The sequence below is a fragment of the Micromonospora sp. WMMA2032 genome (assembly GCF_002688545.1).
GTDB lineage: Bacteria > Actinomycetota > Actinomycetes > Mycobacteriales > Micromonosporaceae > Micromonospora > Micromonospora sediminicola.
The window spans coordinates 1626678-1648056 of sequence record NZ_CP024052.1; the positions used below are offsets into that span (position 1 = coordinate 1626678).

At 74.3% G+C, this 21379-nt stretch carries 17 protein-coding genes; 4 read left to right on the forward strand and 13 right to left on the reverse strand.

Annotated elements, in window-relative coordinates; genetic code table 11:
* Positions 1-54: 54 nt before the first annotated feature.
* Complete coding sequence (locus tag CO540_RS06945) at positions 55-1194, forward strand: glutamate--cysteine ligase (RefSeq protein ID WP_099164632.1); 1140 nt, start codon at positions 55-57, stop codon at positions 1192-1194.
* A gap of 24 nt (positions 1195-1218) precedes the next feature.
* Here CO540_RS06945 and CO540_RS06950 read toward each other — a convergent pair whose 3' ends face one another.
* Positions 1219-2046: a PIG-L family deacetylase gene (locus CO540_RS06950; protein WP_099161398.1), complete on the reverse strand. Its 828-nt coding sequence runs from the start codon at positions 2044-2046 to the stop codon at positions 1219-1221.
* A gap of 73 nt (positions 2047-2119) precedes the next feature.
* Between CO540_RS06950 and CO540_RS06955 the strand changes: the two genes are divergently transcribed.
* A complete protein-coding gene (locus CO540_RS06955) occupies positions 2120-2833 on the forward strand; it encodes a hypothetical protein (RefSeq protein WP_091576528.1) in 714 nt (237 codons plus the stop codon).
* 59 nt (positions 2834-2892) lie between these two features.
* Here CO540_RS06955 and CO540_RS06960 read toward each other — a convergent pair whose 3' ends face one another.
* The 7 genes from CO540_RS06960 to CO540_RS06985 form a co-directional block, all read right to left on the reverse strand.
* The gene (locus CO540_RS06960; protein WP_099161399.1) at positions 2893-5694 is read right to left on the reverse strand and encodes a glycoside hydrolase N-terminal domain-containing protein; all 2802 of its coding nucleotides are present in this window, start codon (positions 5692-5694) and stop codon (positions 2893-2895) included.
* Between the two features lie 153 nt (positions 5695-5847).
* Positions 5848-6855, reverse strand: coding sequence for a nitroreductase (locus CO540_RS06965; protein WP_099161400.1), 1008 nt, complete (start codon positions 6853-6855; stop codon positions 5848-5850).
* Between the two features lies 1 nt (position 6856).
* Positions 6857-7939, reverse strand: coding sequence for a hypothetical protein (locus CO540_RS06970; RefSeq protein WP_099161401.1), 1083 nt, complete (start codon positions 7937-7939; stop codon positions 6857-6859).
* A complete protein-coding gene (locus CO540_RS06975; protein ID WP_091576540.1) occupies positions 7936-8376 on the reverse strand; it encodes a DUF4188 domain-containing protein in 441 nt (146 codons plus the stop codon). The genes CO540_RS06970 and CO540_RS06975 overlap by 4 nt, the downstream gene beginning before the upstream one ends.
* 3 nt (positions 8377-8379) lie before the next feature.
* Positions 8380-9942, reverse strand: a complete 1563-nt coding sequence (locus CO540_RS06980) for a phenylacetate--CoA ligase family protein (RefSeq protein WP_099164633.1) — start codon at positions 9940-9942, stop codon at positions 8380-8382.
* 83 nt (positions 9943-10025) lie between these two features.
* Positions 10026-10313: a hypothetical protein gene (locus CO540_RS30820; RefSeq protein WP_253866510.1), complete on the reverse strand. Its 288-nt coding sequence runs from the start codon at positions 10311-10313 to the stop codon at positions 10026-10028.
* Positions 10280-11047: a hypothetical protein gene (locus CO540_RS06985; protein WP_253866512.1), complete on the reverse strand. Its 768-nt coding sequence runs from the start codon at positions 11045-11047 to the stop codon at positions 10280-10282. The genes CO540_RS30820 and CO540_RS06985 overlap by 34 nt, the downstream gene beginning before the upstream one ends.
* Positions 11048-11196: 149 nt before the next feature.
* On the opposite strand from CO540_RS06985, the gene CO540_RS06990 reads away from it, so the two are divergent.
* Positions 11197-13221: an acyl-CoA dehydrogenase gene (locus CO540_RS06990; RefSeq protein ID WP_253866515.1), complete on the forward strand. Its 2025-nt coding sequence runs from the start codon at positions 11197-11199 to the stop codon at positions 13219-13221.
* A 60-nt stretch (positions 13222-13281) separates the two neighbouring features.
* Positions 13282-13986, forward strand: coding sequence for a DedA family protein (locus CO540_RS06995; RefSeq protein WP_253866517.1), 705 nt, complete (start codon positions 13282-13284; stop codon positions 13984-13986).
* 60 nt (positions 13987-14046) lie between these two features.
* Here CO540_RS06995 and CO540_RS07000 read toward each other — a convergent pair whose 3' ends face one another.
* The 5 genes from CO540_RS07000 to CO540_RS07020 all read right to left on the reverse strand — a co-directional run bounded on the left by CO540_RS07000 (position 14047) and on the right by CO540_RS07020 (position 21335).
* On the reverse strand, positions 14047-14637 hold the full coding sequence (locus CO540_RS07000; protein ID WP_253866519.1) for a CGNR zinc finger domain-containing protein: 591 nt from the start codon (positions 14635-14637) through the stop codon (positions 14047-14049).
* Between the two features lie 856 nt (positions 14638-15493).
* Positions 15494-16486, reverse strand: coding sequence for an alpha/beta hydrolase (locus tag CO540_RS07005; RefSeq protein WP_099161403.1), 993 nt, complete (start codon positions 16484-16486; stop codon positions 15494-15496).
* Complete coding sequence (locus CO540_RS07010) at positions 16486-16893, reverse strand: RidA family protein (RefSeq protein WP_099161404.1); 408 nt, start codon at positions 16891-16893, stop codon at positions 16486-16488. The genes CO540_RS07005 and CO540_RS07010 overlap by 1 nt, the downstream gene beginning before the upstream one ends.
* 48 nt (positions 16894-16941) lie before the next feature.
* Positions 16942-18162 carry a cytochrome P450 gene (locus tag CO540_RS07015; RefSeq protein WP_099161405.1) on the reverse strand — a complete coding sequence of 407 codons (1221 nt, stop codon included), beginning with the start codon at positions 18160-18162 and terminating at the stop codon, positions 16942-16944.
* Entirely contained in the window at positions 18159-21335 is a 3177-nt protein-coding gene (locus CO540_RS07020) for a non-ribosomal peptide synthetase (RefSeq protein WP_216642346.1), read from the reverse strand. Before CO540_RS07020 ends, CO540_RS07015 begins: the two co-directional genes overlap by 4 nt.
* Between the last annotated feature and the right edge of the window lie 44 nt (positions 21336-21379).

The following is a 21379-nucleotide window of genomic DNA, read 5'->3' on the forward strand; positions in this document are numbered from 1 at the left end:
GGCCCCGCCGCGCGACGACGCACCGACCGGACCCGCACTCCGGTGGAGCCGTCGATGAGGCGGCGGCCCGCCACCGCCACCTCCGCCCCGGCGATCCCGGCCACCCTCACCCTCGGGGTCGAGGAGGAGTTCCTGCTGCTGGACCCGGAGACCGGGGAGAGCATGCCGGTCGCCGACCGGGTCCGCGACGCGCTGTCCGGGACCGCCCGTGAGCAGGCCCGGCAGGAGTTCCGGCACAGCATGGTGGAGATGGTGACCCCGGTCAGCCCCGACCTGGCACGACTGCGGGACCACCTGGTCGCGCTGCGCCGCGCCGCCGCCCGCGCGGCCGAGGCCGTCGGCGCGCGACTGGTCGCCGTCGGCGCCACCCCGGTCTGCGAGGCCCACCGCACCGTGCCGGACGAGCAGCGCTACCACGACATGTCCCGCCGGTTCGGTCCGGTCGCCCACGACCCGGCGGTCTGCGGCTGCCACGTCCACGTCGGCGTGCCCGACCGGGAACTCGCCGTGCAGGTCTGCAACCACCTGCGGCCGTGGCTGCCGGTGGTGCAGGCGCTCACCACGAACTCCCCGCTGCACGACGGGCGCGACACCGGACACGCGAGCTGGCGGTCGATGCAGCTGGAACGCTGGCCGAGCATCGGGCCCACGCCGCACTTCGACTCCGCCGCCGACTACGACGCCACCGTGCGGGACCTGATCACCGCCGGGATCATGCTCGACGCCGCGATGGTCTACTGGTACGCCCGGCCGTCCGCCTCCTACCCGACGGTGGAGGTCCGCGTCGGCGACGTCTGCCCGACGGTCGACGACACCGTCCTGGTCGCCGGACTGGTCCGGGCCCTGGTCGCCACGATGATCGACGAGGTGGGCGCCGGCGTGCCGGCCCCCCGCATCCGCGACTGCCTGGTCGCCGCCGCACACTGGCGGGCCGCCCACGACGGCGTCGACGGTGAGCTGGTCGACCTGCGCACCGGCCGCCCCCGGCCGGCCTGGGACCTCGTCGACGACCTGCTCGTCGTCGTCGCGCCCGCGCTCACCCGGCACGGGGACCGGGACCTGATCCTGCGCGAGGTGGACCGGGTCCGCCGCGACGGCACCGGGGCCACCCGGCAACGACGGATCATGGCCGACACCGGCGGGGACGTCCGTGTGGTGCTCGACCACCTGGCCGCGCAGACCACCGCGGACTGACCGGCGGTGGCCCGCACCGCGTCGTCAGCGCAGGCCGGCGAAGAGGTCGTCCTCCGGGGTGGACGCGCCGGTGCGGTCACGGACCCGGACGAACGTCTCCATCCCCATCAGCTCGGTGAACCGCTCCTGCCCCAGGCGCAGGAAGAAGATGTTCTCCGCCTGGCTGGCGTGCGCGGCCAGGGAGGCGAACTTCTGCCCGCCGTGGGCGCGGGTGTCCACCCAGGTGGTGATCTCGTCGTCCGGCAGGCCCAGCGCCGGCATCTCGTCGGTGGCGTCCGGCTCGGGGAACTCGACCCCGATCTCCTGCATCACCGTGCCGAACTCCCGGAACGCGCTGCGCGGCACGGTGGTCCAGTAGACCTTCGCCGGGATGTCGGTGCGCTCGACCGCGGCCATCGTGATCCGGTGGGCCTGGATGTGGTCGGGGTGGCCGTAGAAGCCGTTCTCGTCGTAGGTGACCACGACGTCGGGGCGGTAGCGCCGGATCAGCTCGGCCAGCCGGTCGGCCGCCTCGTCCACCGGCGTGTTCCAGAACGCGCCGGGCGCGTCGTTGGTCGCCCAGCCCATCATCCCCGAGTCGGCGTAGTCGAGCGTCTCCAGGTGGGTCACCTTCAACGCCTCGCAACTGGCCGCCAGCTCGGCGCGGCGCATCGCCACCACGGACTGCGGGTCGTGTCCGTCCTCGCCCGGCTTGACGCCGTCGGGTCCGTCGCCGCACCGCCCGTCGGTGCACGTCACGAGCACCGTCGTGACGCCCTCCGCCGCGTAGCGGGCGAGAACGCCGCCGGTGCTGGTCGCCTCGTCGTCGGGGTGCGCGTGCACCGCCATCAGGGTCAAAGATCGCTCAGCCACCCCGTCACCATACGAGCAGGAACCGACGAACTAGCATTGCCCGGTCCGCAGACGGCGACGGAAGCGAGGCGCGATGGGTTGGCTCCGGCGGTTGCTCGGTGGCGATCGGGTCGACCTGGACCCCGGGCGTCAGCAGGCGTTGCTGCGGGACGTCCGGCACTCCTACGGCGCGCACGCGCGGGTCCGGTTCCCCGACCAGGTCGACGCGATCACCCGGTTGCTGTCCGACGACGACGGTCTGGTGGTGGCCGCCGGGATCGTGTGCGAGGCCGCCGAGGAGGCCCACGCCGACCTCCAGTTCCAGGCGCAGGAGGTGTTCCGGCGCACCGGCCGGCGGCTGCTGGTGCACCGACGCAACTACCGGCCCCTGTGGAAGGAGGCCGGTCCGGCGCTGCGCTGGCCGCTGGGCGCCCTGCCGAGCGGGCTGCACCCGTACGCGCAGGTGTCCGCCGCCGTCACGGTGGTCGGCGCCCGGGCGGACCGCCTCGACCGGGTGACCGACCCGCAGCCGTTCGTGGTACGCCTGTTCGAGGTGCTCGACCTCACCACGGCCGGGTGGGAGTTCGGCCGGGTGCGGGTGGACACCGACAGCGTCGCCCTGGTGGAACGGCTGACGGGCACCGCCGCGCGGGTCCTCGCCGCGATGGACGACCCGCCCCGACTGCCGCCGGCGGTGCGGGAGATGATGCGCCGCAACCACACCGTCGACGTCCACGACCCGGCCGGGCCGCACGTCGTGGGCCGGATCAACCCGGGCGCGCGACTGCGCGAGACGCTGCTGGCCTGACCGCCGTCCGCCGGAGGGACGGGACGCGCCGGCCGCTGCGATCGGCGCGTCCCGCCCCGTCAGGTGGTGGTGACGGTCAGGGACGTCGGCGGGTCGTTGGCCCCGTTCGCCGACCCGATGAAGCCGAAGGTGGTGGACGCGCCGGCCGCCAGCGCGCCGTTGTAGTCGACGTTGCGCACCGTCACGTTCGCGCCGCTCTGGCTGTGCGTGCCGCCCCAGATCTGGTTGACGACCTGGCCGTTCCGGAACGTCCAGGAGACCGTCCAGCCGCGGATCGCGGTCGCGCCGGCGGTGACGGTGACCTCGCCCTGGAAGCCACCCGACCACGAGCCGGTCACCGCGTACGTCGCCCGGGCGCCCGAGGGCGCCGGCGAGCTGGTGGTCGGCGTCGGCGTCGGCGGCGTGGTCGGCGTGGGGGTGAGGGTGGGCGACGGCGTCACGCCGGGACGGGTCGCGCGGTAGGTGTGGCCGGCGCGGACGGTGAGCTGGACGACGTCCGTCTCCGGCCGGGTGGTGGCCGGCGAGCTGCCGTCGGCGGCGTCGACGAGCACGAAGCTGCCGGTGAACAGCCGGGACCGCAGTCGCAGCGTCCCGTCCCGGTCGGCGCGGACGCCGATCTCGTCGGCCTGGCCGTTGCTCCAGGCGAGCCCGACGGTGTAGCCGCCCCGGCCGCGCAGGCCGGTCACCCGCCCGGTGGGCCAGGCGCTCGGCAGCGCGGGCAGCAGGTGCAGCTCGCCGGTGTGGCTGTGCAGCAGCATCTCGGCGATGCCGGAGGTGGCGCCGAAGTTGCCGTCGATCTGGAACGGCGGGTGCAGGTCGAACATGTTGGGCGCCAGCCGGTCGGTGCGGACCAGGTCGCGCAGGAGCTTGTGGGCGCGGGCGCCGTCCTCCAGCCGCGCCCAGAAGTTGATCTTCCAGGCGAGGGACCAGCCCGTGCCGTCGTCGCCCCGCAGTTCCAGGGTCTTCCGGGCGGCCTCGTACAACGCCGGGGTGCCCCGCCGGGTGATCTGGTTGCCGGGGTGCAGGCCGTACAGGTGGGACACGTGCCGGTGGGTCCGCTCGGTCTCGACCCAGTCGGCCAGCCACTCCTGGACGTTGCCGCGGGAGCCGACGCGGCTCGGCGGCAGCCGGTCCCGGGCGGTCCGCACCTGGGACCGGAAGGTGGTGTCGACGCCGAGGACCTCACCGGCCCGCGCCGCGGCGTCGAACAGGTCGCGCAGGATCTGGTTGTCCATCGTGGGTCCCGCGCAGACGCTGGCGTTCACGTGGTGCGGCAGCTCCGGGGAGTTCGACGGGTTCGTCACCAGGTAACCGAGCGTCGGATGGGCGACCAGGGTGTCGAGGAAGAACTGGGCGGCGCCCTTCAGGGCCGGATAGTGGGCCGACAGGAAGCCGAGGTCGCCGGTGAACAGGTAGTGGTCCCAGATGAGGGTGCTCAGCCAGGCGCCGCCGGTCTGCCACATGCCCCACAGCGCGCCGTCGACGACGGAGGCGCCCCGCCAGGCGTCGGTGTTGTGGTGGGTGACCCAGCCGCCGGCCCCGTACTGCGCCTGCGCGACCCGGGCCCCGGTGACCGCCAGGTCCCTGACCATGTCGAAGACGGGCAGGAAGCACTCGGACAGGTTCGTGGTGTCGGCCGGCCAGTAGTTCATCGGCAGGTTGGCGTTGATCGTGTATTTCGAGTCCCAGGCCGGGGCCAGCGAGTCGTTCCAGATGCCCTGGAGGTTGGCCGGCTGGGTGCCCGGGCGGGAGCAGGAGATCAGCAGGTAGCGTCCGTACTGGAACAGCAGCGCGGCGAACTGCGGATCGTCGCTGGTCGCGTGCTGGGCGATCCGGACGTCGGTAGGTTGGTCGGCCGCGGCGGTGCGTCCCAGGTCGATGCTGACGCGACGGAACAGCGCCTGGTAGTCGGCGAGGTGTCGGCTGCGCAGACGGTCGACGGCGACGGTCCGGGCGGCGGCGAGCCGGTTGCGGGCGATGCCCTGGTAGTCCCCGTCGACGGTGCGGTAGTTGACGTAGCTGGAGCCGATCGAGATCAGCACGGTCACGCTGGTGGCGCCGGAGACCCGCAGCGTGCCGCCGGAACTGCTGACCGTGCCACCGGTCGCGGCGGCGTGGGCCAGGGCGAGGAAACGCACCGAGCCGATGACGCCCTCCATGGAGCCGGAGACGCCGTCGAGCCCGATGGTCGCGCCGTCCGGGCTCGACACGGTGGTCCGCTGCGGACTGTCGAAGGTGGCGGAGAACGTGATCGCGTCCGCCCGGTCGGCGGTCAGCCGGACCACGATCACCTGGTCGGCCGCGCTGGCGAAGACCTCCCGCTGGTGCCGTACGCCGCCCCGCAGGTAGGTGGTGGTCACCGTGGCGGTGGTGAGGTCGAGGGTCCGCCGGTACTGGGTCGTCCCGTCGGCCGAGCCGAAGGCGAGCCGGAGGTTGCCCACGGTCTGGTAGGCGAGCTGGCCGCCCGGGCTGCCCATCATGGTCTGGTTGATCAGGTCCTGCGCCGAGGTCCACTGGTCGGCGAAGACCCGCCGCCGGATCTCGGCCAGGTTGGCCGCGCCCCGGGTGTTGACCGAGTCGTAAGGGCCGCCGGCCCAGACGGTGTCCTCGTTGAGCTGCAGCCGTTCGGTGTCGATGTTGCCGAACACCATCGCGCCGAGACGCCCGTTGCCGATCGGCAGCGCGCGGAGCCAGTCGGTGCCGGCCGGCTCGTCGTACCAGAGCGCCAGGTCGTCGGCGGCCAGCGCCTCCGGTGGCGCGGCCGAGCCGGCGCGGGCGGCAGTCCAGGCCGCCGGCAGCAGCGCGGCGCCGCTCCCGGCCGCCGCGGCCTTGATGACGTTCCTTCGGGTCACTTCGGACATGGTCTCTCCAGGTCACGCGGATCAGAGACGGGTGGGGTCGCTGTTAGCGTTAACAGGCGCTGCCCACGCGCCCCTGTCCGATGCCTGCGCCCGAGCTCCCGTACGCGCGCCACATCTGCTGATATGGACTCTCGTGGATGAAAACGCCACTCGTCAAGGAGCGGGAACGGGTTTTGCGAACGTTGCCACCCCTGCCCCCGGGTCGACCCGGCGGGCCGACCGCGGCGCCGGACCCACCGGCCGGCCCACCCGGGTCACGTGCAGGATGCGCCCGGGCTCGACGTCCAGCAGCGCGCCGAGCGCGTCGCGGCTGCCGGCGACGTCGACGAGCTGGCTCAGCGGATGCGCCGCCAGCCCGGCCGCCTGCACCGTCAGCCACACCCGCAGCAGCACCCGTCCGAACTCGACCTGCCCGGCCGCGTCAAGGTCGGCCGGCGCGACCAGCGCCAGCAACGCTCCCCCACGCGCCAGCGGGTCACCGCCGGCGGCGGCGAGCGCCCGCGGCAGTCCCAGCGGCCGCAGCACCGGGTACGCGGCCAGTGCCGCCCGCAGCCCGACGGCCGCCGGCCGGGACAACCCGAGACACCTGTCGGTCAGCCCGTCCGCCCGGTAGTCCCGACGGGCCGGATCGAGGCGCAGCCACCGCCGCAGCTCCGCCACGACCGCCGGGTCCCCGTACACGTGACGGTCGGCGGCGCGCAGCAACGCGCCGACCCGCCCCCCGTCCGGGACCACGTGGACCGCGCCGCCGGACCGACGGGCGACGGCGTCCACGGCCGCGACCACGTCGGCGTCCGGCCCGTCGGTGAACCGGCCCCGGTCGGTCCGTCGGTCCCACACCTCCGGGGTGCGAAACGGCGTCCGGTACGGGTGCCGCGCCGGGCGCAGCCGGCCCACCCGCCGGTCGGCGGCGTCGAGGTCGGCGACCCAGTCCAGCCGCAGCCCCGCGTCGGCGGCGACGATCAGGCAGGTCTCCACGAACGCGCCCAGCGACAGCCGCAGGTCCCGCCCGGTCGGGTCACCGGCCGGCAGCGCGTCGGCCGGGTCCCAGCCGACGGTGACCGCCCACCGCTCGTAGCGCAGCCGCCAGGGTTGGGTGTTGTGCGCGCTGGGAGCCCGCCAGCACAGCGGCTCCAGCGCACGGAACGCGGCGAGGTCCATGTCAGCGCTCCCGGGCGTAGAAGGTGTAACCGTGCAGCGGCCGGCCGCCGAGCCGCCGGAACTGCGCCGCCGAGGCCGGGTTGTCCCGCCCGACGTAGGTGCTGCGCAGCGTCGTGTAGCCACCGGCCCGCAGGTGGTGGTGCAGGTGCGCGGAGAGCAGCCGCTGGTAGCCGCGCCCCTGGAACTCCGGCACCACGCCCTTGACGATCAGCACCGCCTCCCGGCGGTGCCGGCGGCGGGTGGCCAGCAGCCGCAGCTGGTTGACCGGGTGCAGATCGCCGCGCACCGCGACCAGGAACGCGCTGATGTCCGGCACGCAGAGCACGAACGCCACCGGCCGGCCGCCCCGGGTCAGGTAGAGCAGCAGCGACTCGTCCAGCAGGTGGGCCAAGCCGTCGGTCTGCCGGCGCAACTGCGCGGCCGAGATCGGCGTGTAGTAGCCGAGTTGGGCGAACGAGTCGTTCAGCATCCCGCGCAGCAGGTCGAGCTGCGCGTCCAGCCGCCGCACGTTCCCCCGGTGCAGCTCCAGCCGCACGCCGTCGGGCTGCACGCCCGGCTCCGGCGGCGGCCCGTCCGGCGCCGGGACCGGGCAGATCCAGGTGTCGGAGACGAACCGGCGGGTGAACCCGTACGCCTCGTAGGCGGCCGGGTAGCGAGGCGGGTTCCAGGCGCTGTCCACGAACCCCCGGTCGTCGAATCCGGAGGTGATCACCCCGCCGGCCTGGTTGGGCAGCAGCGCCACCGGCCCGAACAGCAGATCCCGGTCGGCGGCGGCGTGCCCGGCGATCGCGTCGAACAGCGGCTCGGCGGCCGGCGCGGCGAACTCGGTCAGCCCGAACAGCTGGCACCGCCGACCGAGCTTCGCGTCCAGGTCCGCGTCGGTGTGCAGGGTGGTGCGGGCGACCACCGTGCCGGTGGCGTCGCGCAGCACGTACATCGGCACGCCGTCGCGCCACCAGCGGCGGATCTGCTGGCGCGGGGTCGGCACGTAGCGGGGCTCGCCCGCGTACAGCCGGTCGGTGAGGGCGACGAAGTCCCGCAGGCCACGCCGGTCGGTGACCCGCGCGAACCGGTGGCCGCTCACCGGCGTACCGCCGGCCCGGTCGTCTCCGCGCCCAGCGGCGTGAAGGTGTCGATGTGGCCCATCGCGCCGTCCTCGGCCCGCCACGCCCCGTTGGAGTAGCCGTCCGGGGACGCCGTGTAGAGCCGGATGAACCCGGCGGTCGCGTTGCGGGTGCCGTCGGTCAGCCACGTCATCAGCCGCCGGTGGTGGCGGGTCCGGGCGAAGCGCAGCATCGCGTCCCGGTCGGTGAAGAACGCGATCGTGCCGAGCGTGAGCGGGAACTGCCAGTAGACGGTGTGCCAGCAGTAGCCGGACATCCGGCGCATGTCCCGGACCATCCGGAACCAGTCGGGGGCCAGCCGCAGCAGCACCAGCGGGTTCGCGTAGCGGGTGCCGCCGATGAACATCGCGCCGGCGCGGGCCTGCGCCGGGGCGCGGGAGAAGTCACGGGTACGCACGGGTCACCTCACCAGGTAGGCGTTCTTGAGCTTCTGCCGGCCGGCGAACGGGCCGTGGTCCGCCTCGTGCAACTCCACCCGCAGGTCCCCGGCGGTCGGGTCCTCCACCAGGGACTGCGCAAAGTCCCGCGACACCGAGGCCAGGTGTCGGCGGACCCCGTCGCGGCACGCGTCGGCGAGCGCGGCGCGCTGCGCGGCGGCCAGCGGGCGGCGCAGCTCGACGTGGATCACCGGCCGGGTCTCCAGCGCCGCGTCCTCGTGCAACGCCAGGCAGAACCGGCTGATCTGGGCGGCGTGCGGGTTGCCCGTGTACAGGCCGTACTCGACGTCCTGCGGGTAGAGGTTCGCGCCCAGGTAGGACACCGTGGAGTCGGCGCGGCCGAACAGCAGCAGCACCGGCAGCGTCATCCGTTCCTCGGCCACCGCGGTGCGGAACTCGGCCCGGCGCACCGGGTCGGCCGCCGCCAGCTCGACGATCCGCCGGTACGGCACCAGCAGCGCCTCGTCGCCCACGTTGTAGCGCAGCCGGGGCTGGAGCACGTGCGGGCCGGTCACGGTGCAGACCAGCTCCCGCCGCTCGTTGGTCTCCAGCCAGGTGGCGAACGGGTTGTACTGGAACACCATCGGCAGCCGCTGCTCCCCGGGGCCGAGCAGCTCCGCGCGCAGCGCGGCGTCGGTGCGCAGGCGCCGTCGCAGCCACACCGTGAACCGGGTCTCCGCGCCGATGCCGATGGTCAGGTCCGACGCGCCGTACGCCGAGCGCACCCGCACGAACCGCTGCTCCAGGTAGTCGCGCAGCGCCTCGGTCATCCCCTCCCCGCCGCAGCTGCCGAAGATCCGGTACCGCGACCAGGGGAAGTCCTCGGCGTCCAGCCGGTCCCGCAGGTGCTTGAGGAACGGCGGGTACGCGGTGACCAGGTAGTCGAAGTCCGGGCCGAACTCCCGCAGCGTGTCGACGATCTTCCCGAGGTCCGGCCCGGTGTTCTTCACCACCGCGATCCGGGCCATCGCCGCGCCGGTCGTGGTCCCGGTCGCCCAGGCCCCCATCGAGTACGCGTTGATCACGAACGGTCGGCGCATCGGGAACGCCAGCCCGGTGTAGCCGGCGATGTCCCGGTGCACCGCCCGCAGCTCCCGCTCGCCGCGCGGCCAGTTGAACGGCCGCCCCGACGACCCGGCCGACTCGTCGACCACCACCCCCTGTCGCGGCAGCCGCCCCCGCCAGCACCGCGCGGCAGCGGCGTGCGCCACCACGTACCCGAGCTTGTCGGTCTCCGGGAAGTCCCGCAGCCGGCGGCGGACGCCGGCCGGGCGGGCCCGCAGGAACGCCCGGTAGGCCGGCACCCGCCGGGCCGCCCGCACGCAGGTCGCCCGCGCGTTCGCCTCGGCGAGCCCGTCGAGCAGCGGGTGGTGGTGCCGGGCGAGCCACCGCCAGCCCGCCGGACGGCGGCCGACGAGCCGGACCAGCGCCGCGACCACCCGGGCCACGAGCGACAGCGCGGCCACGGCGGGCATCGGCGTCTCGACGGTACGCAGGACGGCGGGTCGGTGCAGCGTCTCGGCCATGCCCAGCATCCTGTCGACGCCGCGTCGCCGGCGCCTGAGCCGTGCGACGGTGATCGTGCTGAGTACCCGTACCCAGCCGCCGGTCAGGCCGCCGGCGCCCCGTCGCGCCGCACCGGCGGGCCGAGCAGCTCGTGCAGGTCGGCCTCGACGAGGTCGAGCAGGTCGGTGTCGAGCGTCTCCGGCATCCGCCGCGCCACCCCGGCCAGGAGGTCGGCCACCTGCACCCGTGGATCGTCCCGGGAGTCGGTCGTCACCAGTCCGGCCAGCGGCGACTCCTCGACCGGTCGTCCGGTGCCGTCGGCCAGGGCCCGCTGGAGGCGACGCAGCCGGTCGGCGGTCAACGCGCTCTGCTCGTCGTGGACGACCAGCACCCGCCGTCCGCCACCGCTCCAGGACAGCACGGTCTCGGCCAGCGCCGGCAGCAGCGGTTCCAGCGGTGGGGGATCGACCGGTCGTCGGCGTAGAGGCGGGCCTGGACGGCGGCCACCCGGGCCCGGTCGAGCCCGGTGAGGACGGCGTCGGTGGGCGCGTGCCGCGCCAGCGCGTCCCGTGCCCGGAGGAACCGGTCCACGCTGCCGTCGCCGGCCCGGTCCCGCCGCTTGGTCCGGAGCATGTCGACGAACGCGGCGAGGAAGGCGGTCCAGTCGACGCCGGCCGCGCGCCCGACCCGATACAGGGCGAGAGCGGCTTCCCGGTACGCCGGGGCGAGACGGGTGCCGGCCGCGTACGACGGCTCCGCGATCAGCAGGTCGACGACGCGGGTGGCGAGGAAGAGCTGCTTGTCGACGAGGTGCACGTGCGCCCGCCCGCGCAGCGCCGCCAGGAACCACTCCCGCGCCTCGACGAACTCGGGAGCGCGGAGGAACTGCCGGGACTTGAACTCGTGCGGGGAGAACCGGAACCCGGCGCGCAGGGACGTGAGCAGTGCGGTCGCCTCGACGGCGGTCAGGTCGACGCTCGCGTGGGCGATCACCGGGGTGGCGGGGTCGAGCAGGTTGGTGCCGGAGAACCCGGACTCGTCGCAGGCGATCTCCACCACGGGACCGGCGGGGGCGTCGGCCGGCGGCAGCCCACCCTGCAGCGGCAGCCTCGTCCCGGGTCCCACCCGCCCATGCTCGCCCACGCGCCCGGATCGGTCCAGGGGATTGCCGCCCGTCCCGGGACACGACGGCCGTAACCGGGCGACGCGTTCGTGATCACACTCACCGCGTCGCGGACGTGGCCGCAACCGTTGAATGGGTACGACAGGTAACCATGACGTCGTCTACCGAGGTGCTCATGACCCACGTGCCCGGCCCCGTCGACCCGGCCCGCCTCCGGGAGGTGCTGGACGGGCCGTGGGCGGCGGTCCGCGACGCGCACCGGACGCAGCTCGACGAGCGCTTCCTCCCGGTGTACGGGGAGACCGGCGACGAGGCACGCGCGCGGATCACCCGGTTGCTCGCCGAGCTGCCGACCGGGATGGGCATGCCGTCGGCCTTCCCCGCCGAGTACGGCGGCCGGTCCGACATCGGCGGCTCGATCGTGGCCAGCGAGATGCTGGCACAGGTCGACCTGTCGCTGATGGTCAAGGCGGGCGTGCAGTGGGGGCTGTTCGGCGGCGCGGTGATGGCCCTGGGCACCGAGCGGCACCACGACGCCTATCTGCGCGACATCGTCGCCGCCCGGCTGCTGGGCTGCTTCGCGATGACCGAGACCGGTCACGGCTCCGACGTCCAGCAACTGCGCACCACCTGCGTGTACGACCCGCGGACGCAGACCTTCGACCTGCACACCCCGCACGAGGCGGCCCGCAAGGACTACATCGGCAACGCGGCCCGGGACGGCCGGATGGCGGTGGTCTTCGCCCAACTGGTCATCGAAGGGCGGCGGCACGGCGTACACGCGTGGCTGGTGCCGATCCGCGACGAGCGGGGACGGCCGCTGCCCGGCGTGACCATCGAGGACGCCGGGCCCAAGGCCGGCCTGCTCGGCGTGGACAACGGGCGGCTCAGCTTCGACCACGTCCGGGTGCCGCGGGACATGCTGCTGGACCGGTACGCCCAGGTGGCCGAGGACGGCACCTACTCCAGCCCGATCGAGAACGACTCCCGGCGCTTCTTCACCATGCTCGGCACCCTGGTTCGGGGCCGGGTCAGCGTGGGCGGCGCCGCGTCCGCCGCCACCCGCGCGGCGCTGACCATCGCGATCCGCTACGGCGACGTGCGCCGTCAGTTCGGCACCCCCGATGCCGATCGTGAGGTGCTGCTCAACGACTACCTGGCCCACCAGCGCAAGCTGCTGCCCGCGCTGGCCACCACGTACGCCCTGCACTTCGCCCAGAACGAGCTGGTCACGACGCTCACCGAGGTGCAGGGCGGCGGCGAGCCGGTCGACGAGCACCGGCAGCGGGAGCTGGAGTCCCGGGCCGCCGGCCTGAAGGCCCGACAGACCTGGCACGCCACCCGGACCATCCAGATGTGCCGCGAGGCGTGCGGCGGCGCGGGCTACCTGGCCGAGAACCGGCTGCCCGGCCTCAAGGCCGACACCGACGTGTTCACCACGTTCGAGGGCGACAACACGGTGCTGCTGCAACTGGTGGCCAAGGGGTTGCTCACCGGCTACCGGGACGAGTTCGGCTCCCTGGACGGGTGGGGGCGGGCCTCCTTCGTCGCCGACCAGGTCCGCGAGATGGTGCTCGAACGCACCGCCGCCCGTTCGCTCATCGAGCGACTGGTCGGTTCCGTGCCCGGCCGGGACGAGGAGGTCGCCGTCACCGACCGCGGCTGGCAGCTCAAGCTCTTCGAGGACCGGGAGAGGCACCTGCTCGACGGCGCGGTACGGCGCCTGCGCAACGGCGCGACGACGAAGAAGGACCGGCCCTTCGACATCTTCAACGACGTTCAGGACCACGTCCTCGCGGTCGCCGCGGCGCACGTCGACCGGATCGCCCTGGAGGCGTTCGTCGCCGGCATCGAGCGCACCGCGGACCCGGCCGCGCAGGCGTTGCTCTCCCGCGTCTGCGACCTGTACGCGCTCAGCGTCATCGAGGCCGACAAGGGCTGGTTCCTGGAGCACGGCCGCCTCACCCCGGCCCGCTCGAAGGCGATCACCACGGTGGTGAACGGGCTGCTCAAGGAGCTGCGGCCGCACATGCGCACGCTCGTGGACGGGTTCGGGATCCCGGATCTGTGGTTGCACTGCGCCGTGCTGCGCGAGGAGCCCGCTCGGCAGGAGGCCATGGCGGCCCGGGACGCCCGGTCCGTGTCCGACGCCGGCGACATGGGCCCGCGGCACTGACCGGCGCGCGGTTCGTCGGAGAAGACGGGCACGGGCGCGGCGACGGCTAGGCTCGTCCGCGTGGGCGCCCCGACCGGGGCGGTGACCGGAGGGGATCGGGTTGGTGGACGCGGAGGTCTCGGGCGGGGCAGCCGCCGCCGCCGGCCGGTGAACCCGTTCCACGCCCTCACCGGACTGGTCGGCCACTACGGCTATCCGGGACTCGCCCTCCTCGTCGGCGCGGAGGGCTTCGGCGTACCCACGCCCGGTCAGACCGCGATCGTCCTCGGCGCCGGATACGCGACGCACGGCCGGCTGACCGTCGTCGGGGTGGCGGTCACCGCGTTCCTGGCCGCGGTGGTCGGTGACAGCGTGGGTTACCTGATCGGTCGCTACGGCGGGCGCCGGTTGATCCTGCGCCACGGCCGCCGCGTGCGGCTCACCCCCGAGCGGTACGCGCGGATGGAGGCGGTGATGAACCGCCACGGCCCGAAACTCGTCGCGGCGGCCCGCTTCGTCGACGGCCTGCGGCAGTTCAACGGCGTCGTCGCCGGCGCCACCGGCATGCCCTGGCCCCGCTTCGTGCTCTGGAACGCGATCGGCGCCGCCGCCTGGGTCGGGCTGTGGACGACCGTCGGGTACACGGCCGGCGACCACCTGCGCGCCCTCGTCGTGGAGCTGCACCGGTTCCAGTGGTATCTGCTCGCCACCGCGGTCGTCCTCACGCTCGCGTACGTCGGGTGGTGGCTGACCCGCCGGTCGGCGCGCGACCGGCGATCGTCGTGAGGCCGAGCCCGCCGGCCCGCGGCTCCCCGACCTCCGAGGAGTGAGGCGCCCGCGGACGATCTACCGGTCGCGGTCTCCGGCGGCTTCGAACCCGCCTGGCGGCGCGGCAGGTCTCGAGAAGGGTCCCGGTCGTCCGGCCACGCCCGACGCCAGGCGGGAACGGTAGGCGCTGACCGCGGCGCGGTTGCCGCACCGGCCCTCGCAGTATCTCCTGGACCGGTTCTTGGACAGGTCCACCATGACGTTGTGGCACGTGGGACGGGCACACGAACGGAGCCGCCGGAACTCGCCCCGGCGGAGCAGGTCGGCGACGGCGATCGAGGTGCTGATCGCGAAGCGGGTGGCGAGCGGCGCGTCCACCGGGACGACCTCGAGGCGGTAGCCCCACGGGCCCCGGTTCACCAGCCGGGGCCGGGCGTCGAATTCGTCGAGCAGGTCGTTGACCGCGCACGCCGCGCCGTCCTCGGTCGTCTGCCAGAGTGCCCGCACCCGTGGGCGGAGGCCACGCAGTGTCCGCAGGTCGTTCGCGCCGCAGACCGGCCCCTCCCCGGTGTCCAGGAGAGGAGCCATCCGGTCGAGCGCCGCGTCGTCGGGCCGGGCGTCGTCCGCCGTGGTCGTGTTCGCCAGCGCCGCGGCGGCGACCAGAGCCACGGCCGTCTCGTCCGGGAGGACGGATCCGGTTCGCTCCGGGCGCCGACGTGACCCGACCGGTGAGGCCGACCCGACACCCGGGGACGCCACGACGCCGGCGAGCCCGGGGGTCACCGCGCGGTGGAGACCGGGGCCACCGGCCAGTCGATGTCCGAGGCCGACGCGCTGCTGGTGGTGCCCAGCACGGAGACGAGGACGGCAACGGCGATAACCAGGCACCTACGCATTGTCAACTCCAGATCAGAGGGATGGGGATGTGGACAGAACCGGCGGTCGTGCCGCTCGGGTTGTCCGCCCCGCTACGCGATAACCTATCGACACCGACCGGCTCTTGGCAAGGTGTTGCCTGACTTTGGCACGAACCAATTCACCGTTGGCAACTCGCGCCCGGACGCGAGAAATCCTCGCTCGGACGCGGCGTTGACACGCCGCCCCCGGGAGCCCGCTCGGGCGGCCGCCACGCACCTCCGTCGGCACCGCACCAGGGGTCGACGACTCCGGACGACCCGCTCCGACGTGCCGGTTAAGCAGGGCAATTAGCCAGGTACCCGCAGAATTCGCCTGCTCCTCCGCCGCAGATCCCCGGACGAATGTGAAGCACCACGCAGATCCGACAAGGACGACAGAACCCGGGGAGTCCCGCCTTGATGCGGGTCGTCGACCCGTTGCCAGGCGGTGGCAGCCGCAGGGCGGCGCTCCGCGAATTCGGCGCCGGCCGCGCGTACCAGGAAGCGCGCTTTTGCCTACTTCATGCCAACAGTTTGCCTTGAATTTCTGCGGATCCCCTCCGTACGCGGAGCCGGGCCCCCGCCGCACGGCGACGACCCGGCTCCGGACGATTGTTGATCCGACTCGGTCAGCCCAGCACGCGCGTCAGCCAGCCGACGCGCGCCTGGTGGGCACTTCGGGACACGGTGGCGGTCGGCACCCACTCGTCGAAGCTGTGGAACGCGCCGGACCAGACGTGCAACTCCGCCTGCCCACCGGACTGCCAGATCCGGCTCGCGTACGCGATGCCCTCGTCCCGCAGCGCCTCGACCGAGCCCACCTCGAGGTACGCCGGCGGCAGGCCGGACAGGTCGGTGGCCCGGGCCGGGGCGGCGTAGCAGGACACCGAGGCCGTCCCTCGGCGCGCACCGAGCAGCGCGGTCCATCCCGCCCGGTTGGACAGCCCGTCCCACAGGCCGACCCGGCCCAGCTGCCGGCAGGAGTCCGAGAGGCACCGGTCGTCCAGCATCGGGAACTGCAACAGCTGTCCCCGTGGTCGCGGGCCACCGCGGTCCCGGGAGAGCAGCGCCAGGCCGGCCGCCAGCGCGCCACCGGCGCTGTTGCCGCTCAGCACGATGCGGTCCGGGTCGAGACCGAGCGGGCCGGCGTGCTCGGCGAGCCACCGCAGCCCCGCGTAGCAGTCCTCCACCGGGGCCGGATCCGGGTGCTCGGGAGCCAACCGGTAGTCGACCGAGACCACGGCCAGGCCCAGCGCCTGCGCCCGGTCGAGCTCCCCGGCCAGCTCCGTGCTGCGGTGGCTGCCGGCCACCATCCCGCCGCCGTGCGTGTGGTACACCACGGGAACCGGCGCCGGGGCGTTCGTCGGACGACAGATCAGCAGCGGGACGTCGGGAGCGCCGGCCGGGCCGGGAACGGTCCGCTCCTCGATCTCGAACGCCCCGTCGCGGCGGATCTGCGCGTCGGTCAGCCGGCCGGCACGGGACCGGCGTCGCCGGTCGGCGACGAGGTCCGCGGTGAGCGGCATCGGCAGCTCCGACAGGATCTCCGCCAGCGGACCGGCCAGTTCGGGGTCGAACGGCGGTGGGGCGGCGGCCACCGGGCGGGTCGCGGTCCCGGTCATCAGGCCTCCTCCAGCACGGCCAGGGCGTCCACCTCGAGCAACAGGTCGGGGCGGTAGAGCGCGACCACCTGGACCACGGTGCTGGCCGGCGGCCGGGCGGTGTCGATGAACTCGTCCCGGACCGCCAGCACGGTCGGCAGGAACGCGACGTCGGTGACGAACCAGGTGAGCTTGACGACGTCGTCGAAGCCGCCGCCGGCCGCGGTCAGGCACCGGCCCATGTTGGTGAAGACCTGCCGCGCCTGCGCCTCGGGGTCGCCGGCACCGACCAGCTCCCCCTCGGCGTCGAACGCCATCTGCCCGGCGATCGCGGCGAGCCGGCCCCGCCCGACGACGACGTGGGTGTAGCCGGAACTCGGCTGCACGCCGGCCGGCTCGCTCAGGTGTGTGATCCGTGGTGCTGGCACAGGTGTCCTCCCGAGGATGCGCTGATGGGTGGGTGTGACGGCGGCCGGTCAGCGCGCGCGCAGCCGGACCGGCAGGCTCTGCGGGCCGTTCACCGCTATCGAGGCGACCCGGCGGCCCGGACCGTCCAGCTCGATCGCGTACGCCCCGTCCAGCAGCGCGGAGAAGAGCACCCGCATCTGTGCCCGGGCCAGCGTGGCGCCGATGCAGAAGTGCTCACCGACGGCGAGGGCGATGTGCCGGTTCGGGGTCCGCGAGATGTCGAACCGGTACGGGTCGGTGAACACGTCCTCGTCCCGGTTGGCCGAGGGGAGCCAGAGCACGACCTTGTCGCCGGCGGCGATGGACCGACCGTGCAGCTCGTACGGGCGGGTGGCGGTCCGCACGCTGTGGGTGGCGCTCGACGTCCACCGCATGATCTCCTCGATCGCGCCGGGCAGCAGGCTCCGGTCCCGCGCCAGGCGACGCCACTCCCCCGGGTGTTCGAGGAGCGCCTGCACGCCGCCGATGAGGGCGAGCCGGCCGTTCTCGGTGGCCCCGATGAGGTTCTCGCAGTTGAGCACGACCTCGATCTCGGTGAGCAGCTCACCGCCCACGGTGCCGTGCAGCAGGGCGCTGACCAGGTCCCCGGTCGGTTCCTCCATCCGCCGGTACAGCAGGTCCAGGAAGTACTCGACGATGTCGGGGTGGGAGACGAGCGAGCTGTGGGCGGCGAACGCCTCGTCGGTCCACCGGTACAGCCGGTCGTGGTCGGCCTCGGGCACCCCGAGGATGTGCGCGATCACCGCCAGGGACAGCCGGCCCGCGATGTCGGTGGCGAAGTCGCAGGTCTCCCGTGCCGCCGCGTCGTCGAGGACCCGGCGGACAGCGGCCTCCACGTAGCCCTCCAGCGCGCGGACCGCGCGGGTGTTGAACCAGCCGGCCATCAGCGACCGCAACTGCTTGTGGCGGGGAGCGTCGGTGAGCGCGAGCGTCAGACCGCCGCCGGGGTCGGGGCCGACCACGGCCGGCCGCAGGAGCACCCCCTGCGCCGAGCTGAACGTGGTGCTGTCCTGGTAGACCGCGCGGATGTCGGCGTACCTGGTCAGGGACCAGAACGCCGGCAGCTCGCCCGCGTGCTGCCGGTGCACCGGGGCGTGGGCGCGCATCCACGCCCACAGCGGGTGCGGGTCGCCGTCGGCGTACAGGTCCGGGTCGGTGAGCCGGGACAGCGGCGGCGCGTACGGCCCGGCCGGATCGGAGGTGGTGGCCGGTACGGCGCTGATGGTCATGCCCGGGCTCCCGTCGCCTGGCTGTACACGTGCTCGGTGAAGTACTTGGCGAGGTCGTGCGCGGTCTTCGCGGTGACCGCGGTGGGGTGGTAGGCGATCTCCAGCCGCAGGCCGTCGCTGTCGGGCCACAGCTCGGCGTGCAGGTCCAGGGGCAGATCGAGATACGGCTGCCGGGCGAAGGTGACGCGGGCGCCGGGCAGCCGCAGCTCGGGCACGGCGTTGTCCTGGCAGGCGAACAGGGTCTGGTAGGCCGGTGGCCGTCCGGCCGGGCCGAGCAGGTGGGTTCCGGACAGGCTCTGGGCCGCGAGCCCCTGCCGGACGGCGGCGGCCACCGACCGCACGGCCGCGCGGTCGCCCGCGCACGCGGCGTCACGCAACCGCAGGCAGAGCATGCTGATGTGGCAACCGATCGCGCGTCGCAGCGCGGGGTCGTCGCGACGGGCCACCGGCACCCCGAAGGCGAGGTCCCGCTGACCGGTGACGTCGGCGACGCTCGCCGCCCACAGGGCAAGCAGCACGACGAACCGGGTGACGCCGGCCGTGGCGGCGGTGGCGTCGACGGCCGCGAGCGCGTCCGCGTCCAGCCTGGCCTCCACCCGCTCGGGCGGCCGGCGGCCTCCGGCCGGCACGATCGCGCCGGTCGGCGCCGCCCCGGCGTCGGAGCCGACGCCCGAGTCGTCGCCGTCGAGGGACGGCCACCGCAGTGGCGGCACGCCGGCCAGGTCGACGCGGGTCTCGGCGAGGCGGCGTTCGGGCTCGGCCAGGCGGTCGCGGGCGCGGGCGGCGCGGGCGAGGTCGGCCAGGGTCGGGCCGGCGCCGAGCGCGGCCGTGACCCGGTCGGGACCGGCGCCGGCCAGGGCGGCCCGGTAGGCCGTGCCGAGATCCTCGGCGAGCACGGCCTCGGACCAGCCGTCGAAGGCGACGTGGTGCACCGCGCATCCGAACACGGCCGTGGCCGGCGCGGGCGCCGGCCGGTCGACGGGGACCAGGACGGTCTGCCAGATCCGGGCGTCCTCCGGCGCCAACGGCGCGGCGAGCGCCGCGCGGGCGGCGGCCCGGGCCGCGTCGACGCGGTCGTGCGACGGCAGCACGGTCAGCGCGGGGGCGGGCACGTCGTCGGGGTACGCCGCCGGCTCCGGGTCGAGCAGGTACGCCGCGCGCAGCGACTCGTGCCGCAGGTGCACCGCCTCGATCGCCCGGGCCAGGGCCGGTCGGTCGAGGTCGCCCTCGACGACCCAGCTGAGCAGGCAGTGCCCGGTGCGGTCGGCGGGGTTCAGCAGCTCCCGGGTGAGCTGCATGACCTGGACGGCGGTCAGCGGGGCGGCGTCGTCGTCGGTGGCCGGCGCGCCGGCCTCCGGTGCCGGGTCCGGGGCGGCGATCGCGTCGGACAGCCGGCGCGCGAGGCCCGTCACGGTCGGGTACTCGTAGAGCCAGGACACCGGTACGGGGGTGCCGGTGCGGGCCGTGAGACGGGCACACACCCGGCCGGCGTCGAGCGAGGTCAGGCCCAGTTCGGGGAAGGGGGTGCCCAGCCGGACCGTGCCCGTGTCGAGGACGGCGGCGAAGCACTCCGCGACGTCGCGCAGCACCGGGTCGTCGAGGGTGGCCGGGTCGGCGCCGACGACCGGATCCGGGTGGGCGACCGGCGGCGCCAGCGCCAGCAGCGCCCGCTCGTCGAGCTTGCCCTGAGCGGTGAGCGGGAACGCGGCGACACCGACCACCGCGGCCGGACGGTGGTGGGCGACGAGCGTGTCGCGGAGCCGGGGCAGGACATCGGACAGCGGAGCGTCGGCGCGGTCGGGGACGCAGAACGCGATCAGCTCCCGGTCGCCGCGCCCGTCGGTGCGGGCGACCACCCGGCACTGCCGCACCTGCGGAAGCAGCTCCTCGATCTGGCGCTCGACCTCGGCCGGCTCCACCCGGTTGCCACGGATCTTCAGCTGCCGGTCGGTCCGGCCGGTCAGGTGCAGCAGGCCGTCGTCGGCCCAGTTGCCGAGGTCCCCGGTGCGGTAGACGCGGACGTCACGACCGTCGAGGCGGACCCGGGTGAACTTGGCGGCGGTGAGGGCGGGGTCGCCGAGGTACCCGATCGCCAGTCCGTCGCCGGCCAGGCAGATCTCCCCGGTCTCACCGACCGCGCACGGGCGCTGCCCGTCCAGCACGTACACCTGCGTGCCGGGCACCGGCCGCCCGAGCGGGATGCCGCCGGGTCGGTCGCAGTCGTCCGGGCGGATCCGGTGGGTGGTGGCGAAGATGGTGCACTCGACCGGGCCGTAGCCGTTGAGCAGGACGACGTCGGGGTGGCGCGCCAGGAAGCGGCGGACGTGCGGCACGGACAGCCGCTCCCCGCCGATCATCACCTGGCGCAGCCCCCGGAACGCGTCCGGGTCCTCGTCCACCAGCAGGTTGAACAGGCTCGCGGTGCACCACACGGTGTTCGCGCCGTGCCGAGCCGATCCCTGACGCAGGGCCGAGGCGGAGAGGTAGGGATCGGCGACGATCAAAGAGGTGCCGCCGTTGAGCAGGGCGGACCACAGTTCGAGGGAGAAGGCGTCCCAGGCGGTGGCGGCGGCGAGGGGGATCACCGTCGTGTGGTCGAAGCGGGCGAAGCCGCCGGGTTGCAGCAGGCGGGCGGTGGCGCCGTGCGGACTGACCACCCCCTTGGGCCGGCCCGTGGTGCCCGAGGTGAAGAAGACGCAGCAGGCCGCGGTGGGGTCGACGGCCACCGGTCGGAAGCCGGGGGGCGCGGCGACCGGCGCGGCCGCTACCGGCCACGCCGGCGCCGGGAGGTCTCCGGCCGGCTCGTCGCCGGTGACCACGAGCGGCGGTCGCAGGTCCGCGAGCACGGCGTCGCGCCGGGGCGCGGGCCACTCCGGCGGCAGCAGGCAGTAGGCGGCGCCGGCCTTCAGCACCGCCAGCAGCGCGACGACCAGGTCGAGGCCACGGGGCAGCAGGATCGGCACCCGATCGCCGGGGCGTACCCCGGCGGCGACCAGCCCGGCGGCCCAGGCGTCCGCGGTGGCGTCGAGCCGTGCGTACGTGAGGGCGCGGGCGCCCTCGACGACGGCGACGCCGGCGGGCCGCGACCGTGCCTGCCGGGCCACGGTCTGGTGCAGCCCTTCGGCCGGCGCGGTGTTGGGCGCGCCGACCGTCCATCGTGGGTCTGGTTGCACGCTGCCTCTCCCCTCGTCGGTGCCCTCTCGTGGTGACCGGACGA